This is a genomic window from Halomonas sp. AOP22-C1-8, assembly GCF_052378905.1.
Classification (GTDB): Bacteria; Pseudomonadota; Gammaproteobacteria; order Pseudomonadales; family Halomonadaceae; genus Vreelandella; species Vreelandella citrativorans.
In genome coordinates this window covers 37,998-55,950 of the sequence record NZ_JBQSYD010000028.1, presented here as the reverse complement: position 1 = coordinate 55,950, position 17,953 = coordinate 37,998, and the positions used below count along the sequence as shown (strand labels likewise).

Annotated in this window: 13 protein-coding genes; all 13 read right to left on the bottom strand. The window is 55.6% G+C overall.

The features are described 5' to 3' along the window. Positions 1-398: 398 nt before the first annotated feature. The gene (gene eno, locus ACT3TY_RS14490; protein WP_087107936.1) at positions 399-1,688 is read right to left on the bottom strand and encodes a phosphopyruvate hydratase; all 1,290 of its coding nucleotides are present in this window, start codon (positions 1,686-1,688) and stop codon (positions 399-401) included. Positions 1,689-1,745: 57 nt separating this feature from the next. Further along, the gene (kdsA, locus tag ACT3TY_RS14485; protein ID WP_087107934.1) at positions 1,746-2,609 is read right to left on the bottom strand and encodes a 3-deoxy-8-phosphooctulonate synthase; all 864 of its coding nucleotides are present in this window, start codon (positions 2,607-2,609) and stop codon (positions 1,746-1,748) included. 11 nt (positions 2,610-2,620) lie between these two features. Continuing rightward, positions 2,621-4,276 carry a CTP synthase gene (locus tag ACT3TY_RS14480; RefSeq protein WP_172118671.1) on the bottom strand — a complete coding sequence of 552 codons (1,656 nt, stop codon included), beginning with the start codon at positions 4,274-4,276 and terminating at the stop codon, positions 2,621-2,623. 458 nt (positions 4,277-4,734) lie between these two features. Next, positions 4,735-4,893: a hypothetical protein gene (locus ACT3TY_RS14475; protein ID WP_444628720.1), complete on the bottom strand. Its 159-nt coding sequence runs from the start codon at positions 4,891-4,893 to the stop codon at positions 4,735-4,737. A 3-nt stretch (positions 4,894-4,896) separates the two neighbouring features. Next, positions 4,897-6,315 (bottom strand): FAD-dependent oxidoreductase, encoded by a 1,419-nt coding sequence (locus tag ACT3TY_RS14470; protein ID WP_444628719.1) that lies wholly within the window; start codon positions 6,313-6,315, stop codon positions 4,897-4,899. A 33-nt stretch (positions 6,316-6,348) separates the two neighbouring features. Continuing rightward, positions 6,349-10,791 carry a glutamate synthase large subunit gene (gltB, locus tag ACT3TY_RS14465; RefSeq protein WP_444628717.1) on the bottom strand — a complete coding sequence of 1,481 codons (4,443 nt, stop codon included), beginning with the start codon at positions 10,789-10,791 and terminating at the stop codon, positions 6,349-6,351. Positions 10,792-11,246: 455 nt separating this feature from the next. Continuing rightward, positions 11,247-12,353, bottom strand: coding sequence for a 3-dehydroquinate synthase (gene aroB, locus ACT3TY_RS14460; RefSeq protein ID WP_172118668.1), 1,107 nt, complete (start codon positions 12,351-12,353; stop codon positions 11,247-11,249). Then, complete coding sequence (gene aroK, locus ACT3TY_RS14455) at positions 12,350-12,916, bottom strand: shikimate kinase AroK (RefSeq protein WP_192526567.1); 567 nt, start codon at positions 12,914-12,916, stop codon at positions 12,350-12,352. The genes aroB and aroK overlap by 4 nt, the downstream gene beginning before the upstream one ends. Further along, complete coding sequence (pilQ, locus tag ACT3TY_RS14450; protein ID WP_444628715.1) at positions 12,916-14,955, bottom strand: type IV pilus secretin PilQ; 2,040 nt, start codon at positions 14,953-14,955, stop codon at positions 12,916-12,918. The genes aroK and pilQ overlap by 1 nt, the downstream gene beginning before the upstream one ends. Before the next feature lie 60 nt (positions 14,956-15,015). Then, a complete protein-coding gene (locus ACT3TY_RS14445; RefSeq protein ID WP_287078461.1) occupies positions 15,016-15,546 on the bottom strand; it encodes a pilus assembly protein PilP in 531 nt (176 codons plus the stop codon). Continuing rightward, the gene (locus ACT3TY_RS14440; RefSeq protein ID WP_193055328.1) at positions 15,543-16,265 is read right to left on the bottom strand and encodes a type 4a pilus biogenesis protein PilO; all 723 of its coding nucleotides are present in this window, start codon (positions 16,263-16,265) and stop codon (positions 15,543-15,545) included. Before ACT3TY_RS14440 ends, ACT3TY_RS14445 begins: the two co-directional genes overlap by 4 nt. Then, positions 16,262-16,834, bottom strand: a complete 573-nt coding sequence (locus ACT3TY_RS14435) for a PilN domain-containing protein (RefSeq protein ID WP_193055327.1) — start codon at positions 16,832-16,834, stop codon at positions 16,262-16,264. The genes ACT3TY_RS14440 and ACT3TY_RS14435 overlap by 4 nt, the downstream gene beginning before the upstream one ends. Beyond that, on the bottom strand, positions 16,831-17,892 hold the full coding sequence (gene pilM, locus ACT3TY_RS14430) for a type IV pilus assembly protein PilM (protein WP_193055326.1): 1,062 nt from the start codon (positions 17,890-17,892) through the stop codon (positions 16,831-16,833). Before pilM ends, ACT3TY_RS14435 begins: the two co-directional genes overlap by 4 nt. Positions 17,893-17,953 lie beyond the last annotated feature (61 nt).

Genomic DNA, 17,953 nt, shown 5'->3' with positions numbered 1-17,953 from the left:
AAGGCGACCCTTAGGTCGCCCGCTCCAAACACTTCCTCTGACCGCTCCATGTGTCAACTTCCTCAGGCCACTTCCCTACCGAAATTCACCTCAGTGTGTCATTCGGTGGGCCTGTTTACACCCCATTGCGTTGCATTCTGTCTAAAGCATCCCTGCCTCCCCTGTCCTGAATGCATTGTGGCAGATAACAATGTCATCTCAAGGCGGCCTATAACAAAAAGGGCAAGCCTAAGTGGCCTGCCCCTCAATAAAAAACAACTTAAAATCAATCAGATAAACTTAAATTAGACGAAAATTTTCTACTTTTCCTACCCACGTCGAGCGATTTTCGTCGGTTTTTGTAGGACATGTCTTACAAAATCTTGAGACATTTCTTACAAGACAGCCAACAAATCCCGTTATTGGCCCTTGATAGCCTTCAAGCCGGGATAAGCGACATCGCCAAGTTCTGACTCAATCACCAACAAGCGGTTATATTTGGCAACCCGGTCAGAGCGGCATAAGGAGCCGGTTTTAATCTGGCCTGCACAGGTGCCCACCGCTAAATCAGCAATGGTGGTGTCTTCTGTTTCACCGGAGCGGTGCGAAATAACCGCCGTAAAGCCTGCATCCTGAGCCATCTTGATGGCGTCCAGCGTTTCAGACAGCGAACCGATTTGGTTAAACTTGATCAAAATCGAGTTACCAATCTGCTCGTCGATACCGCGCTTAAGAATTTTGGTATTGGTAACGAACAGATCGTCGCCCACCAGCTGCACTTTATCGCCCAGCTTGTCGGTGAGGGCCTTCCAGCCATCCCAATCCGACTCATCCATACCGTCTTCAATAGAGACAATCGGATAGTCTTCACACAAGCCCGCCAGATAGTCAGTAAAGCCTTGTGCATCGTAGCTTTTACCTTCACCGGAAAGATTGTACTGGCCATCCTTGTAGAACTCAGACGACGCGCAGTCGAGTGCCAGCGTGACATCACTGCCTAGCGAATAACCAGCATCCGCCACCGCCTGTTTGATGACAGCCAAGGCATCCGCATTGGACGCCAGGTCAGGGGCAAAGCCACCCTCATCGCCCACAGAAGTAGACAGGCCTTTGGCAGACAGCACCTTCTTCAGCGCGTGGAAAATTTCAGCGCCCATACGCAGGCCTTCACGGAAGTTTTTGGCGCCGACCGGCTGCACCATAAACTCCTGAATATCCACGTTGTTATCCGCATGCTCGCCGCCGTTGATGATGTTCATCATCGGCACGGGCATGCTGTACTGACCTGGCTGACCGTAAAGCTCGGCAATGTGTGCATAAAGCGGCACGCCCTTGGCGTTAGCCGCGGCTTTAGCGGCCGCCAGCGATACCGCGAGAATTGCATTCGCACCCAGAGTGGCTTTGTTGTCAGTGCCATCCAGCGCCAGCATGGCATCGTCCAGACCGCGCTGATCGCGCGCGTCCATACCAAGCAGCGCCTCACGGATTTTGCCATTGACCGCATCGACAGCTGTCAGTACACCTTTGCCGAGATAGCGTGCTTTGTCACCGTCACGTAGCTCAAGCGCTTCACGCGAACCGGTCGAAGCACCGCTGGGTGCGCAGGCTTCGCCCGTTGCCCCACTTTCAAGGCGCACACGCGCTAGCACCGTCGGGTTACCGCGTGAATCGAGTACTTCCAGTGCACTGATATCTACAATTTTGGTCATGACAGTCTCCTTGGTTGGCGGTCTATTAGAAGGTTATGTATCGCATGATGGCCGCGATCAGCGAATGGTCAACGGCGCAAAATTTTTCACCAATGAATCAAGCTGAGATAGCTGCGTTAAAAATGGCTCAAGCTGGTCAAGCGGCAACGCACAGGGACCATCGCACTTGGCGTTATCCGGATCAGGATGCGCTTCTAAAAACAGCCCCGCAAGCCCGACGCCAACGCCTGCACGGGCAAGCTCGGCGACCTGGGCACGCCGCCCATCCGCACTATCAGCACGCCCGCCGGGGCGTTGCAGCGCATGGGTAACGTCGAAGAACACCGGGTAGCCGGTCTGCTTCATATCGCCAAACCCAAGCATATCGACAATCAGGTTGTTATAGCCAAAGCTTGAACCGCGCTCGCACAGCATCAGGCGATCATTACCGGCTTCCTGAAACTTGCTGAGGATATGGCGCATTTCATGAGGCGCCAGAAACTGCGGCTTTTTGATATTGATCGCCGCACCGGTTTTGGCCATCGCTACCACGAGATCCGTCTGACGTGCCAGGAAAGCAGGCAGCTGAATAATATCCGCCACTTCTGCCGCTTGAGCCGCCTGCCAGGGTTCGTGGACATCGGTGATGATCGGCACGCCGTAACGCGACTTAATATCAGCGAGTATCTGCAAGCCTTTCTCGATACCTGGACCACGGTACGAATGAATCGAGCTGCGATTGGCTTTGTCAAAGCTTGCCTTAAATACATAAGGCATGCCGAGCTTTTGCGTCACGCTAACGTAGGCTTGGGCGACTTCATCGGCAAGTTCTGCCGACTCCAGTACATTCATGCCTCCCAGCAACATGAGAGGCAAAGAATTGCCGGCGGTTAGGCCGGCAATGTTGATATGACGCTCTTGGAAAGGTGCTTGAGAAGACATTGGCTTCCCCCTTATTCCTGAGGTGTCGTGTGAGTTCTGGTCCGCGCTGTTTTATACTCAAGCGCTGCGTTCACAAAACCCGAGAAGAGCGGATGCCCGTCACGCGGGGTGGAGGTAAACTCCGGATGGAACTGACACGCCACGTACCAGGGGTGATCCGCAAGCTCAACCATTTCGACCAGCGACTGATCGACACTTTTACCCGAAATCACCAGGCCAGTTTTTTCCAGCTCATCAATAAACTGGTTATTGACCTCAAAGCGGTGACGGTGGCGCTCGACAATCTCATCAGAGCCGTAGGCTTCGCGTGCTTTACTGCCCGAGGTCAGGTGGCATACCTGGCCGCCCAGGCGCATGGTGCCGCCCAAATCGGACGCCGCATCACGCAGCTCGATTTTACCTTCAGCGTTCAGCCATTCAGTAATCAGGCCGACCACCGGGTGCTGAGTATCGTGGGTAAACTCGGTGGAGTTGGCGTCTTTCCAACCCGCCACGTTACGCGCAAACTCAATCACCGCTACCTGCATACCCAAGCAGATGCCCAGATAAGGCACGTTATTTTCACGCGCAAACTGGGCGGTCAGAATTTTGCCTTCCACGCCGCGCTCACCAAAGCCGCCAGGTACCAGAATCGCATCTTTACCTGCCAGACGCTCAGTGCCGTGGCGCTCGATGTCTTCAGCGTCGATATAGTCGACGTTGACCTTGATACGTCCTTGAATACCAGCGTGGATCAGCGCTTCATTAAGCGACTTGTACGCATCCAGCAGTTCCATGTACTTACCGACCATGGCGATGCTGACCGACTTCAGCGGGTTCAGCTTGGCATCCAGTACTTTTACCCACTCGGAAAGATCAGCAGGCTCGGCTTCCAGACGCAGCTTGTCGCACACGATATCGTCCAGGCCGTGCTCGTGGAGCATCAACGGAATGCGATAGATCGTATCGGCATCCTGAAGCGGAACGACCGCACGCTCTTCAACGTTGGTGAACGATGCGATTTTGCGACGCTCGCTCTCTTCAAGCTCAACTTCACTACGGCAAATCAGAATATCCGGCTGGATACCGATGGAGCGCAGCTCTTTAACGCTGTGCTGAGTCGGCTTGGTTTTCGTCTCACCGGCTGTCTTGATATAGGGCACCAAGGTCAAATGCATAAACAGCGCGCGGTTAGCGCCCAGCTCGCTGCGAATCTGACGGATGGATTCCAAAAACGGCAGCGATTCGATATCGCCGACCGTGCCACCAATTTCCACCAGCGCCACGTCAAAGCCTTCGCCGCCGGCATAAACGCGCTGCTTGATTTCATCAGTGATGTGCGGAATTACCTGCACCGTGCCACCCAGGTAATCACCACGGCGCTCTTTGCGCAGCACGTGCTCGTAAACACGGCCAGTGGTGAAATTATTACGCTGGGTCATCTTGGTACGAATAAAGCGTTCGTAGTGGCCAAGGTCCAGATCGGTTTCGGCGCCATCCTCAGTGACGAACACCTCGCCGTGCTGGAACGGGCTCATGGTACCCGGGTCCACGTTGATGTACGGGTCGAGCTTGAGCATGGTGACCTTAAGGCCGCGGGCCTCTAAAATCGCCGCCAGCGAGGCCGACGCGATGCCCTTGCCAAGAGAGGACACAACGCCACCGGTCACGAAGATATATCGTGTCATGGAAAACCTGTCGAAACGTGATCAAAAGGCGTAACAGAAAGCCACACCAGGATGGGACGGCAGAATAGCAGACTACGCCCCAAGGCTCAATTTGAACTGTCATGCCCTTACAAACCTCGGCCCCCATCGCAACAAAAGGCAAGCATCCACACGTTGATAGTAACAAGCTGTATGCCGGGAGTGAGATATAAGCCTCTGGAATTGCAGGAAGACCTTGTGGGAGCAGGCTTCAGCCAGCGATGCAGTGCCCAGCACTGCCGGGCTGGGCGGCCATGGCTGAAACATTCTTCTGTGGCGAGTAAGGGCGGCTGACGCCGCCTTCGCCGAATAAATTCAGCTCCCACAATAGCACCAGGAGTGAGGAGCAAGCCCTGACCCTTGGTGAAGGCCTTGTGGAACAGGCTTTAATCTTTGCAAGCGGGCCTTGGAGCAGGCTTCAGGCCTGGTGGGAGCAGGCTTCAGCCAGCGATGCAGTGCGAAGCGCTGCCGAGGTCGGTGGCCAGTTGATGCCCTACCGGCCGCGAGTAAGGGCGGCTGACGCCGCCTTCGCCGAATAAATTCAGCTCCCACAATAGCGGGGGAGCTGTCAGCAGGCCGTAGCAGCACGGCCTGCTCATCGCTTAAACGCCCAGGTAGTTCATGATGCCTTCTGCCGCTTGGCGTCCTTCGTAGATAGCGGTCACGACCAGGTCGGAGCCGCGCACCATATCACCACCAGCAAAGATTTTTTCATTGCTGGTTTGGAACGCGTACTGACCGTGCTCGGGGGCTTTTACCAGATCGCGCTCATTCAGATCAATCCGCGAGCCTTCAAACCAGGGCGCAGGGCTTGCCTGAAAACCAAACGCCACGACCACGGCATCGGCGACAATAGTCTCTTCAGAACCCGGCACCACCTCAGGACGGCGGCGGCCATTTTCATCAGGCTCGCCCAAGCGAGTGCGCACCACTTTAACGCCTTCGACCTTATCTTCGCCCACCACCGCCACCGGCTGGCGGTTGAACAGAAACTCGACGCCCTCTTCGCGTGCGTTGGTCACCTCACGGCGTGAACCGGGCATGTTCTCTTCATCACGGCGATAAGCACAAGTAACGCTCTCAGCGCCCTGACGAATAGAGGTACGGTTACAATCCATGGCGGTGTCACCACCGCCAAGCACCACAACGCGCTTGCCTTCCATTGAGATGTAATCGCTGGGGTCTTTTTCAAACCCAAGGCAGCGGTTGACGTTGGCGATCAGAAAATCGAGCGCTTTGTACACGCCGGGCAAGTCTTCACCGGGGAAGCCGCCCTCCATGTACTTATAGGTTCCCATCCCCAGGAAAACCGCGTCGTACTCCTGAAGCAGCGTGTCGAACTCGATATCCGTGCCGATTTCAGTGTTCAGACGAAACTCAATGCCCATTTCCTCGAACACCGCCCGGCGACGCTCCATGACGTTCTTTTCAAGCTTGAATTCAGGAATGCCGAAGGTTAGCAGGCCACCGATTTCCGGGTACTTATCAAACACCACGGGTTTAACGCCGTTGCGCGCCAGAATATCAGCGCAACCAAGCCCGGCAGGGCCTGCGCCTACAATGGCGACTTTTTTATCTGTCCACACGACCTTGGACATGTCCGGGCGCCAGCCCATGGCAAACGCGGTATCGGTAATATACTTCTCAACCGAGCCAATGGTGACCGCGCCAAAGCCGTCGTTAAGCGTACAGTCGCCTTCACACAGCCGATCTTGCGGGCATACGCGGCCACACACTTCGGGCAGTGAGTTGGTTTTATGTGACAGTTCCGCAGCTTCAATGATGTTGCCTTCCACCACCAGCTGCAGCCAGTTGGGAATATAGTTGTGAACCGGGCATTTCCACTCGCAGTACGGGTTGCCGCAGTGCAGGCAACGGTGCGCCTGGCTTGCCGCATCCGTGGGTTTGAACGGCTCGTAGATCTCGGCGAACTCTTTGGTACGCGTATGGGCGGCTTTTTTCTGTGGGTCCTGACGACCCACATCAACAAACTGGAAATCGTTATTTAAACGGTTAGCCATGATATTTCTCCTCGAAGCGTAGACACAGGCGGTTTATTGCGGCTGACGCCGAGATTGATCCAGCAGGCTACCCAGGCTCGCCGCTTTTGGCTTCACCAGCCAGAAGTGGCGCAAGTAGTCGCTAAAGTCTTCTAAAATCGCTGCCCCACGGCTAGAACCCGTCTCTTCGACGTAGGTGCTAATCAGCTCGCGAAGATGGCGGCGGTAGGCCTCCATGGCTTCGGTACTGACGCGATGAATTTCGACCAGCTCGTGGTTGTACTTGTCCACGAAGGTACGGTCTTCATCCAGCACGTAAGCGAACCCACCGGTCATGCCTGCGCCAAAGTTAACGCCCGTTTCACCCAGCACGCACACCAGACCGCCGGTCATGTATTCGCAGCAGTGGTCGCCAGCGCCCTCAATCACCGCCGTGGCGCCGGAGTTACGCACCGCGAACCGCTCGCCAGCGGTGCCCGCAGCCATCAACGTGCCGCCGGTTGCGCCATACAGGCAGGTGTTACCGATAATCGCGGTTTTATGGCTTTCGAACTGGCTGACTCTGGGTGGCACGATAACGATCTTGCCGCCGTTCATGCCCTTACCCACGTAGTCGTTGGCATCGCCTTCCAGGTACAGGTTAAGGCCTCGGGCATTCCAGACGCCGAAGCTCTGCCCTGCCACACCGGTAAAGCGTGCGGTAACAGGCGCGTTTTCCAGGCCCTCTTCCCCATAACGCTTGGCGATAGCGCCGGAGGTAAGTGCGCCAACGCTGCGGTCGCAGTTGGTGATCGTAAAGCTGAACTCACCGCCGGTTTGATGCTCAATGGCATCTTTCAGCGCCGCCAGCACTTCCTGGTTTTTGGCCCCCGGGTCGTGCGGTACGTTACGGCTCACCGTACAGAACTGAGGCGCTTCGGCGGGTACAAAGTCATTGGCCAATAACGGCATCAGGTCGAGTTTGTGCTGGCTTGCCGTGTTGCCTTCAAGCACTGCCAGCAGGTCAGTACGCCCGATCAGGTCGGTCAGTTGGCGCACGCCCAGCATGGCCATCAGCTCACGCACTTCTTCAGCGATAAAGCGGAAGTAGTTTTTGACCATATCCACCGTGCCGCGGAAATGCTCGCCGCGCAGGAAGTCGTCCTGAGTAGCGACCCCGGTGGCGCAGTTGTTCAAGTGGCAAATACGCAGGAACTTACAGCCCAGCGCCACCATCGGTGCGGTACCAAAACCAAAACTTTCCGCCCCCAGAATGGCCGCTTTGATCACGTCCAGACCGGTTTTAAGGCCGCCGTCGGTTTGCAGGCGAATCTTGTCGCGCAGGCCGTTGATACGCAGCGCCTGGTGCACCTCAGGCAGGCCCAACTCCCAAGGGGAGCCCGCATGCTTGATAGAGGTCAGCGGGCTTGCCGCGGTGCCGCCGTCGTAACCCGACACGGTGATCAGGTCGGCGTAAGCCTTGGCAACGCCGGTGGCGATGGTGCCAATCCCCGGCTCAGATACCAGTTTGACCGACACCTGCGCATCCGGATTGATCTGCTTAAGATCAAAGATCAGCTGCGCGAGGTCTTCAATCGAGTAAATATCGTGGTGCGGCGGCGGTGAAATCAGCGTGACGCCAGGCACCGCGTGGCGCAGACGCGCAATAAGTTGGTTGACCTTGCCACCAGGTAGCTGACCACCTTCGCCCGGCTTCGCGCCCTGGGCGACTTTAATCTGTAGCACTTCTGCATTGACCAGGTAAGCAGGCGTTACCCCAAAGCGCCCCGAGGCGATCTGCTTGATTTTAGAGCTGCGGATCGTCCCGTAACGGGCCGGGTCTTCGCCACCCTCACCCGAGTTGGAACGCCCACCCGCCTCGTTCATTGCCTGGGCCAGCGCCTCGTGCGCCTCAGGAGAGAGCGCTCCCAGCGACATCCCGGCACTATCAAAGCGCGGCAGCAGCGCTTCAACCGGCTCGACGTCTTCAAGCGGCAACGGCGTCGCGGCAGGCTTTAGCGTCAGCAAATCACGAATAGTGGCAACAGGGCGCTCATTAACCAGCTGAGCAAACGCCTTCCACTTGGCGTAGCTGCCCTCCTGCACGGCAGCCTGAAGCGACTTCACCACATCAGGGTTATAGGCATGGTACTCATGACCATGCACATACTTGAACATACCGCCTTGGGAGATACCTTTACGGGGAATCCAGGCATCCTTGGCCAACAGCTCCTGCTGCATTTGCAGCTCGGTAAAACCCGCGCCCTGAATGCGCGATGCCATGCCTGCAAAGCAGGTATCCATCACGTCATCAGAAAGCCCTACGGCTTCAAACAGCATGGAGCCACGATAGGAGGCCAACGTCGAGATGCCCATTTTGGAGAGAATCTTGAACAGGCCTTTTTGCAAGCCTTTGCGATAGTTCTCACGGTCGTCGGCCGGGTTGCCGGTAAGCTCACCCGTACGGTGCATATCGGCCATAATCTGATAGGCAAGCCACGGATACACGGCGGTCGCACCGATACCAAACAGCACGGCCATCTGGTGGGCATCCCGGGCGTAGCCAGTCTCAACGATAATATTGGCGTTGGGACGCAATGCCAGGCGGCCCAGGTGCGTATGCACCGCGCCAACGGCGAGCGGCGCCTGAATAGGAATAATACCCTTGGGTAGCTCCGCATCGGTAAGTACCAGGATCACCTTGCCCGCTTTCACCTGGGCTTCGGCCTCTTGGCAGAGCGCATTCAGCGCCTGCTTTAAGCTCTGCTGTTCCGGGTCGTAGCCCATTGACAACGTGTGGCTTGCAAAGGCCGGGTCGCCCTGGCTAACCAGCGCGGTAAATTTACGTGGTGAAAGTACCGGTGTAGTCAGGATCAACCGATGCGCGTGCTCAGGCGTTGCCTTGAAAACGTTAAGCTCAGCACCGCAGCAGGTTTCCAGCGACATCACGATGGCTTCACGCAGCGGATCAATCGGCGGGTTGGTTACCTGAGCAAACTTCTGGCGGAAGAAGTCGGTTAACAGGCGCGGACGGCTAGAAAGCACCGCCATGGGGGTGTCATCACCCATGGAACCTACGGCTTCCTGGCCACTTTCGGCCAGCGGACGCAGCACCTGGTCACGCTCTTCAAACGTCACCTGGAACATCTTCTGGTGCACGTTCAGCGCATCAGCCTCCATGGTCTGGAAGCGTGCAAGTTCGGTGAGCGCGGATTCCAGATAGTTGGCTTCCTGCTTGAGCCAGCGCTTATAGGGATAAGCAGACTTCAGGCGGTCATCAATATCCCGGGTATGCAGCACTTCGCCGGTTTGGGTATCAACCGCCAGCATTTGACCAGGGCCTACGCGGCCTTTGGCGACCACGTCCTCAGGCTTGTAACCGTAAGTACCAATTTCAGATGCCAGGGTGATATAGCCGTTTTTGGTGATGACCCAACGAGCGGGACGCAGGCCGTTACGGTCCAGCATACACACCGCTTGGCGGCCATCAGTCATGACCACACCCGCCGGACCATCCCACGGTTCCATGTGCATGGAGTTGTACTCGTAGAAGGCGCGCAGCTCAGCATCCATGGTTTCAACGTTTTGCCAGGCAGGCGGTACCATCATGCGTACCGCACGGTGCAGCTCCATCCCCCCCGTCAGCAGCACTTCCAGCATATTGTCCATGCTGGAAGAGTCGGACCCCGTGGTATTAACGATTTCATCCAACTGGGCGATATCGGGCAGGCGCTCGTTAACAAAGTTGGCTTTGCGTGAGTTCGCCCAACCGCGGTTAGCCTCGATCGTATTGATTTCACCGTTGTGAGCCAGCAGACGAAACGGCTGTGCCAGCGGCCAGCGCGGCGCCGTATTGGTTGAAAAGCGCTGGTGGAAAACACAGATAGCGGTTTCCAGACGCGGGTCGTTTAAGTCTTTATAAAACGCCGGAAGATCTTCCGGCATGACCAGGCCTTTATACGACACCACGTCAGAGGAGAGCGATGCGACATAAAAGTCTTCTTCGGCCCGTAAAGCCTGCTCGGTATAACGGCGCGCCATAAACAGATCAACAGTGAACTGCTCGCTCTCACCGGGCTCGATAAAGACCTGCTCGATACGCGGCAGGCAGTCAAGCGCCATGGGGCCACAAACGCTTGAATCAGTGGGCACAACGCGCCAGCCGACGACATTTAGGCCACGAGCACCCAATTCGCGCGCAAACGTCTCGCGCGCAGCCTCGGCACGGGCATCATCGCTGGGTAGAAAAGCAACGCCCACGGCGAACTGATCGCCCAGCGTAATCGCCAGCGCGTCTTGTGCGGCTTCGCGCATAAAACGGGTCGGCATTTTAAGCAGCAACCCACAGCCATCACCGGTTTTACCGTCAGCGGCAATCCCGCCCCGATGCGTCATACAGGTGAGTGATTCGATAGCGGTTTTCAGCAAATCGTGACTGGCCTGCCCTTCCATATGGGCAATAAGGCCAAAGCCGCAGTTATCGCGAAACTCGCCGGGCTGGTGAAGACCTTTATTCATGGGCGTGCCTCTAGTCAAAGGTATTTTATTAGCAGCGTTATTATGATGTAATAGACGGTTTTTCTTTTCACACACAAACCTCTACCCGCCTATAACTGGGTGTTTCCCCGATTCACTGCCGCAAGAAAATGGTCGCTCAGCATAGCGACTTGCTTCCCGCCAGCGCAATCACCGCCAACATCAAAACCCCGAAAAGTCTTTTCAAATCCTATAGTTGAAAACCACCCTTCAACGAAAAATGCATACACTTCAAACACTTAAAAAGCCATATAACGCTATTTCAACGAAGGATGCCGAGCGTTAAACTTTAGTCTAAACACCCCTAATATATCCATGCCGATAGTGCATACGGCATGCTAATAACATTATCCGGCGCATCGCCTGGTAATATCGGGCCATAAAAAAACCCACCTTGTCGGTGGGCTTAGTGAGCACAAAATACGTTTACAGGCGGGTTACAGCCGTGGGTAGTTATCCAACAAAGCACGCACTAACGCCTCTGGCGTCGTGTCATCAACACATGCATCGCCGGTAGCGTTTAGCAGCACCAGCCGAAGTCTGGTATCCACGTTTTTCTTATCCAGACGCATCCGGGCTAAAAAGTCGTCACTTAGCATATCCGCTGGGGCATGAAGAGGAAGACCAGCGCTTTCAATCACCGCCTGGATACGCGTTAAATCCGCACTACTGATACGCCCCAGTTGCTGAGAAAGGGCAGCCGCCATGGCCATGCCTGCACCGACTGCTTCGCCGTGCAGCCAGTTGCCATACCCTTGGTGGGCCTCAATCGCGTGACCAAAGGTATGACCAAGATTGAGCAATGCGCGCACGCCCTGCTCCGTTTCGTCATCGGCCACAATGTCGGCTTTAATCTGGCAACTGCGTGCGATGGCTTCGACAATGGCGTCGGGGCTAATATGACGCAGCGCGGCCATATTGGCCTCAAGCCAGCCAAGAAACGCTTCATCACGAATAAAGCCATACTTGATAACTTCAGCAAGCCCGGCAGAAAGCTCTCGCTCGGGCAGCGTCGCAAGCGTTGCAATGTCGATCAGTACCGCTTTCGGCTGCCAGAAAGCACCAATCATGTTTTTGCCAAGCGGGTGATTAACGCCCGTTTTCCCTCCGACAGAAGAGTCCACCTGGGAAAGCAGCGTGGTGGGCACCTGAATGAAGGCCACGCCACGCTGGTACGACGCGGCGGCATATCCAGCCATGTCACCAATTACGCCGCCGCCTAACGCAATCAGCGTACAGCGGCGGTTAAACCCTGCCTCCAACAGCGCGTCCCAAATGCGGCTAACCTGCTCAATGCTCTTGTACTGCTCCCCGTCAGGTAGAACGACGGTACGCACCTCCACATCGTCAGGAAGATTGGCGCACAGCGCCTCCAGATAAAGGGGCGCGATGGTTTCATTCGTCACCACCATCACCTGCTTACCGGCCAGATAGGGCGTTATCGCCTCTGGGTCACTCAGCAGGCCGGCGCCAATATGGATCGGATAACTGCGATCACCCAACGCAACATGAAGTGTACGCTGAGCACTGGCGGGCTGTGTCATTGGGATACCTTTGAGTTAAGCGTGGCGCTATTTTCCAGCGGGTCGGTCAAACGCCGCACCCGGCGCAATATCTCATTGACTACGGCGCGCGGGCTACGCCTATCCGTGCGCACTGAAATATCCGAGGTGGCGCGATAAAGCGGGTCGCGGGCAGCAAACATATCGTTGAGCACCTGCTCCCGGTTTGCGCACTGAAGAAGCGGGCGATTACGGTCTTTCGCCGTGCGTTTAAGCTGCTGTTCAACCGTGGTCATCAGGTAGATCACCGTTCCGCGCTCACGCAGCATCCGGCGATTATCCTGGTGCAGCACGGCGCCGCCGCCTGTTGCCATCACCACGCAGGAGAGCCTTGTCAGCTCATCGATCATCTGCAGCTCACGCTGGCGAAAACCGGGTTCACCCTCTACATCAAAGATCCACGGGATATCCGCACCGCAGCGATCCTGTATGGCGTGGTCGCTATCATAAAATGTGCGCGTAAGCTCTGCCGCCAACAAGCGACCTATTGTGCTTTTACCAGCCCCCATGGGGCCGATCAAAAAAAGGTTGGGTAAATCCTGCATCAGCGAACCGCCAAGCCATCGTCAAGTAGTCGTGGAGTAATAAAGACTAACAACTCTACCTTTTCATTGCTCTCTTCGGTATAGCGAAACAGGTGTCCGAGCAAAGGAATATCACCCAAAAGCGGGGTTTTGGTCATTTGGTTTAATTGTTCCGTGGTCAAAATGCCACCCAATACAACCGTTTGGCCATTATCGACCAGCACCTGCGTTTCAATTTGATTGGTATCGATGGGCGGTTCTCCGCCAAACCCCGACTCCCTGAAACTATCATTTTTCACCACCAGGTCCATGATAATACGATTATCCGGCGTGATCTGCGGTGTCACTTCCAACGAAAGCTCGGCCTCTTTAAATTCAGTATCGGGGTTTCCCTGCGCATCGACACTCTGAAATGCGCGCTCCTCGCCTTGGCGAATAATTGCCGTACGCTGATTGGCCGTGATGACCCTTGGCTGCGAGATGGTTTGGCTTTTGCCTTCACTTTCCAGCGCACGAAGCTCCAGGTCCAGCAAAATGTCGCCGGACAAGTAACCAAAGCTAAATCCTGTACCTGGCCCTGAAGGCGCGCCCAGGTCTACCGCTAAACCGCTGCGGGCACGGTTCAAGCCATCCGGATTGATATTGCGCGCGCCAACATTGCCGTTATCCAACGCCTGAAAACCTCGCGTCGTCGAAGCGCCCCAGTTAACACCTAGCGCTCGAGAGGCGGTATCCCGAGCGATAACGATGCGTGCTTCAATTTGCACCTGACGCACCGGCACATCCAGGCGCTCCAGAGTACGCTTGATAATACTTACCTGGTTCGCCGTGTCCTGAACCAATAAGGCATTGGTTCTTGGGTCGACACTGATCCGCCCTTTCTCGGTCAGAAGCCCAAAGCCATCCTCACCCTGCAGCAGTTGGGCAAGATCTTCAGCACGCGCGTACTTAACCTCGATAAATTCATCAATGATTGGTGACAGCGCTTCATGATAGCGGTGAGCCTCAATTTCCTGGCGTTCAAGCTCAGCAAGCTCGGCGACAGGCGCCACCAGGATAACGTTGCCATGCTCACGACTTGCAAGCCCTTGGCTTTTTAACATCAGGGCAAGCGCTTGATCCCAAGGCACCTCATTAAGGTTCAGCGTGACACGTCCGGTCACATTTTCGCTGGCGATCAGGTTAAGCCCCGTAAATTCAGCAAGCGTTACCAGCACCGCACGTACCTCCATATCCTGGACGTTCAGGCTTATCCGCTCACCACTAAAACTATCTTGTAGGAGCTCATGATCGACCAAGCGTTGCTGGTCAGCAGGCTGCACTTCGATACTCAGCACACGGCCATGTTGTGAAGAGAGCATGGCATAGGGGCCGTCGATGGTAAGTGCCAAACGCGTTTCCTGCGCATCAACGTGAGGGGTGATCCGCGTCACCGGTGTCGCAAAATCGGTAACGTCATAAATCTGGCTAAGCGCATCCGGCAGCGTTACGTTAGGCAATGTGGCAATTACCTCGCCGCCCGATACATTCGAATGTCCGCTTTCCTGAACGCTTGCGACGACGCCTTCACGGTCAAACGTCACCAGCAAGCGACCTGCCTGATCAGCCCCGCGCTCAAAATCAATAGCGCTAATCTGCGGGCCCTGGAGGGCACTAAGGGAGCCCTCTATTGGCGATTCAAGCGTTGTCGATTCACGCAAGGAAATTCGTAGCCGATCCCCCATTACCCGGGAGGTGTAATTCGACGAGTTGGCCAGGCCGATAACTAACCGCGTACGGCCACTGCCTTCCAATACCTTAATGTGCTCTACACCCGCACGCGCTACCTCAATGTGGCGATGACCCAAGCCATTTTGTGTATTGGCCAGGTCCAGCGCCAGGCGTGGCGGAGCCTCCAGGCGATAACCCTGAACGTTGGCGACGCCACCGCTGAAGTGCAGATCAATATCCACGGCGCCAGCACTTACAGGATGCACCTCAATATCGGTTAACACCGACGCCACTGCCTGCCAAGGCAGTACCACCCACACAAGCATAATGATTCGACTAACCACGGCCATGGCGTGCTCCGATAAGAAAAAAAGAGGCTTTCGGTAAGCTCACCGAGTTGCCTGGGTTGATCATGGCGGCGATGTCAGCGAAAGGAGAACCTGCTGCTCTTGCCACCCCTGCTGAGTAGTAATGCGCTCGGTAATACGGACTTTGTGCGCCTCAATATGCGTGATACGCCCGCCATTGCTGCCCGCATGGTCTCCCGTACGAGCACTGGTTACATGCCCATCTGGCGTTTCTATCAACGCGACATGGCGCTCTCCCATAACCAGCGTGCCCACCAGGCGAAGCTCCGAAATAGAGAAACGCTCAAGCGGCTCGGGGGTTCGCTGTGCGTCAGGCACCAGCGGGGCATCCTGGGTTACGTCAGCTATCTGCAAAGGCGACTGCACTGCTTGGAAAGGACTGCGCGTGTCTGAGTAGCCATACGCCTCTACGGGATATACAACCAGTGGCTCAATACGCGAAGCGGAGGGAGTGCCTGGGGTTTGGCGAATCCTTGAGAGCGTGTCATCCAGTTGATCAAGCTCAGGCCCATGACAACCAGAAAGCAAAACGACGCTGACCAGGCAGCTCATCACGCGGGCAAGCCACTTCACTGATCCTCCTCCCGCCGATTTAAGCTATTTTCGCCGCCACCCTTTTCGCCTTCAGCCTCTTCGCTTTCATCCTGGCTGACAGCATCAGCGTCGCTATAGGCCTTAGCCACAAACGACAGAGACAATCTGCTCGCAGCTTGATCAATCGGCGCAAGCGTAATGTCATGCTGCGTGACAAGGTATTCCAACTGACTAATATCAGTAATAAACTGCGCCAACTGGTGATAATCGCCTACTACCTGAATATCAATAGGATGCTCTGACACTTGGCTAACGACAGGACGCAGATAAATATCATCGATGGTGAGCTGGTTCTCATCAGCAGCGTCTCTAATGCTATCCCGTAACGCTGGAAGCGCCGCCTGGGGTGTTAACAGGGCACGCATCCGGGCCATTTGCTCCTCCAGGCCAGCCAGCTGGGTACGCGCACCGTTCAGCAATCCGGCAGCATGAACACTGCTGCGGTAATCGCTTAACAGCCTTATCTCTTGTTGCTGTGCCTGTGCCAGCGACGCACGATGCTCACTCACCAGCCATGCGCAGGTCGCCACTAACGCCATTAGAAACACCAGCCCGCCGCTAAGTACTTTTAACAACCAGGGCCATGCGCCTGCATCACGTAGATCAAGCGTCTGCCAGTCAAGCGCACGCAAACGCTGCCACTCTTGCTGCCACACTTTTCCCCATCGCAGCAGGTATAGCGGCGCCCCTGATTTCATGGCGATACTCCAGAACCGGCCAAAGAAACGCTCGGCTGGGTGAGGGTTACTTCAAAATGGAAGGTTCTCCCACTGCCCTGCGGATCACTGACCATTTCGGAGAGTACCGGAATATCAAACCCCGGCATTTCAGCAAGACGACGTAACTGCTCGGTTATCTGACGCTCATCTTCTGCGGCCGCGGATACGCTTAGCCGATTATGGCGCTGTTCAAGGTGCTGAAAGACCACGCCCTCGCCAAGACTTGCGGCAAGGTTGTTAAACAGCTGAGCCGCCTGTGTTCGCTGTTGAAGCAGGCGCTGGAAGCGGGTTAACTGCTGGCGCAGCTGTTCTCCCTGCAGAACAGTGCGTTCAGCTTCACTAATTTCATGTGTATAACGCTCTATATGAGCAGCGATATACACATTGCGCTGCTCCTGAGCGCCCAGCATCCTCTGATAGACATGCGAAACCCCACTACCCAGCGCGATACCAGCGATCAGTAACAACAGTATGACCGTATAAAAGCGTCGCGTGTGCTGTTCTCGGCGCTCTTCCCGCCAAGCCAGCAGGTTGATCGTAATGCTCATAAAGGTGCCCGCATCGCAAGGCCGCTTGCGGTCAGCAAGCCGGGGAGATTCAGAGTAAGCGCCTGCCTATCCACGCGCTTGTTGACCGGCATCGTCTGCAGCGGATTTAGCGGCGTCACCGGTAGCTGACAAGCATCAGCCATAAAGGTCGCTAACCCCGGCAGCGCATTTATATCACCGGCTAGCACGATATGACCCACAGGCGATTGGCGGCTGGTGGCGATATAAAGCTGCAAGGCTCGCGCAATGCTCTGTGCGAATGCACCCAGAAAAGGCTTCAGGACCACGTCCTGAAAATCATCTGGCAAGCCGCCATGCTGACGAGCCCATAAGGCATCTTCTCGACTGAGCGCGTATCGCTCTTGAGTCGCGGCGGTTAACGGTTCGCTGCCCTGCAGGTTTTCGCGGACGTAAACGGTGCGTGCATTATGAAAAACGCGAAACGTACTTGTCTGCGCCCCGATATCGACCAACGCAACGCTTGCGGCAGAGTCGTACGCCGCTGATAGCTGAGGGCGCAGCGCAGCAAAGGCACGTTCAATCGCAAAGGTTTCGACATCCACCGCAACGGGTTCCAGTCCTGCGCGCACCACGGGCTCTGTCAGTTGCCAAACATCCTGTTGACGACAAGCCACCAACATTACTTGTTGTAAATGCACAGCCAAGGGAGCGGGACCCAGGCATGCAAAATCAAACGCCACTTCATTGAACGGAAAAGGCAGATGACGGTCTGATTCGATCATCAAACGCTCCTCGATTTCCTGCTCGTTCAACTCAGCAGCAAACGTGAGCATTTTAGTAATCGCCATGCTGGCAGGAAGTGCTACCACGGCATTACGCGTAGAGGGCTTGGCGTGGTCAATGGCACGTTTTAAACTATCTGTGACGTAATTAATGTCCTGAATACGCCGTTCAGCCACTGCACCGTCACGAAGTGAGCAAACCGCATGGCTTTCCACTTGGTAGGTGTCGTGACTCTTTTTAAGCTCCAACAGCTTGATGGCGGTCGATGTAATATCGATGCCGATCAATCCCTTACTGGCTTTAAACAGGCGCATTATGAGTTTATTCCTGCCATCTGATATGCCCAAGAAGTAGTGGCATAACGCGCTAGTCAGG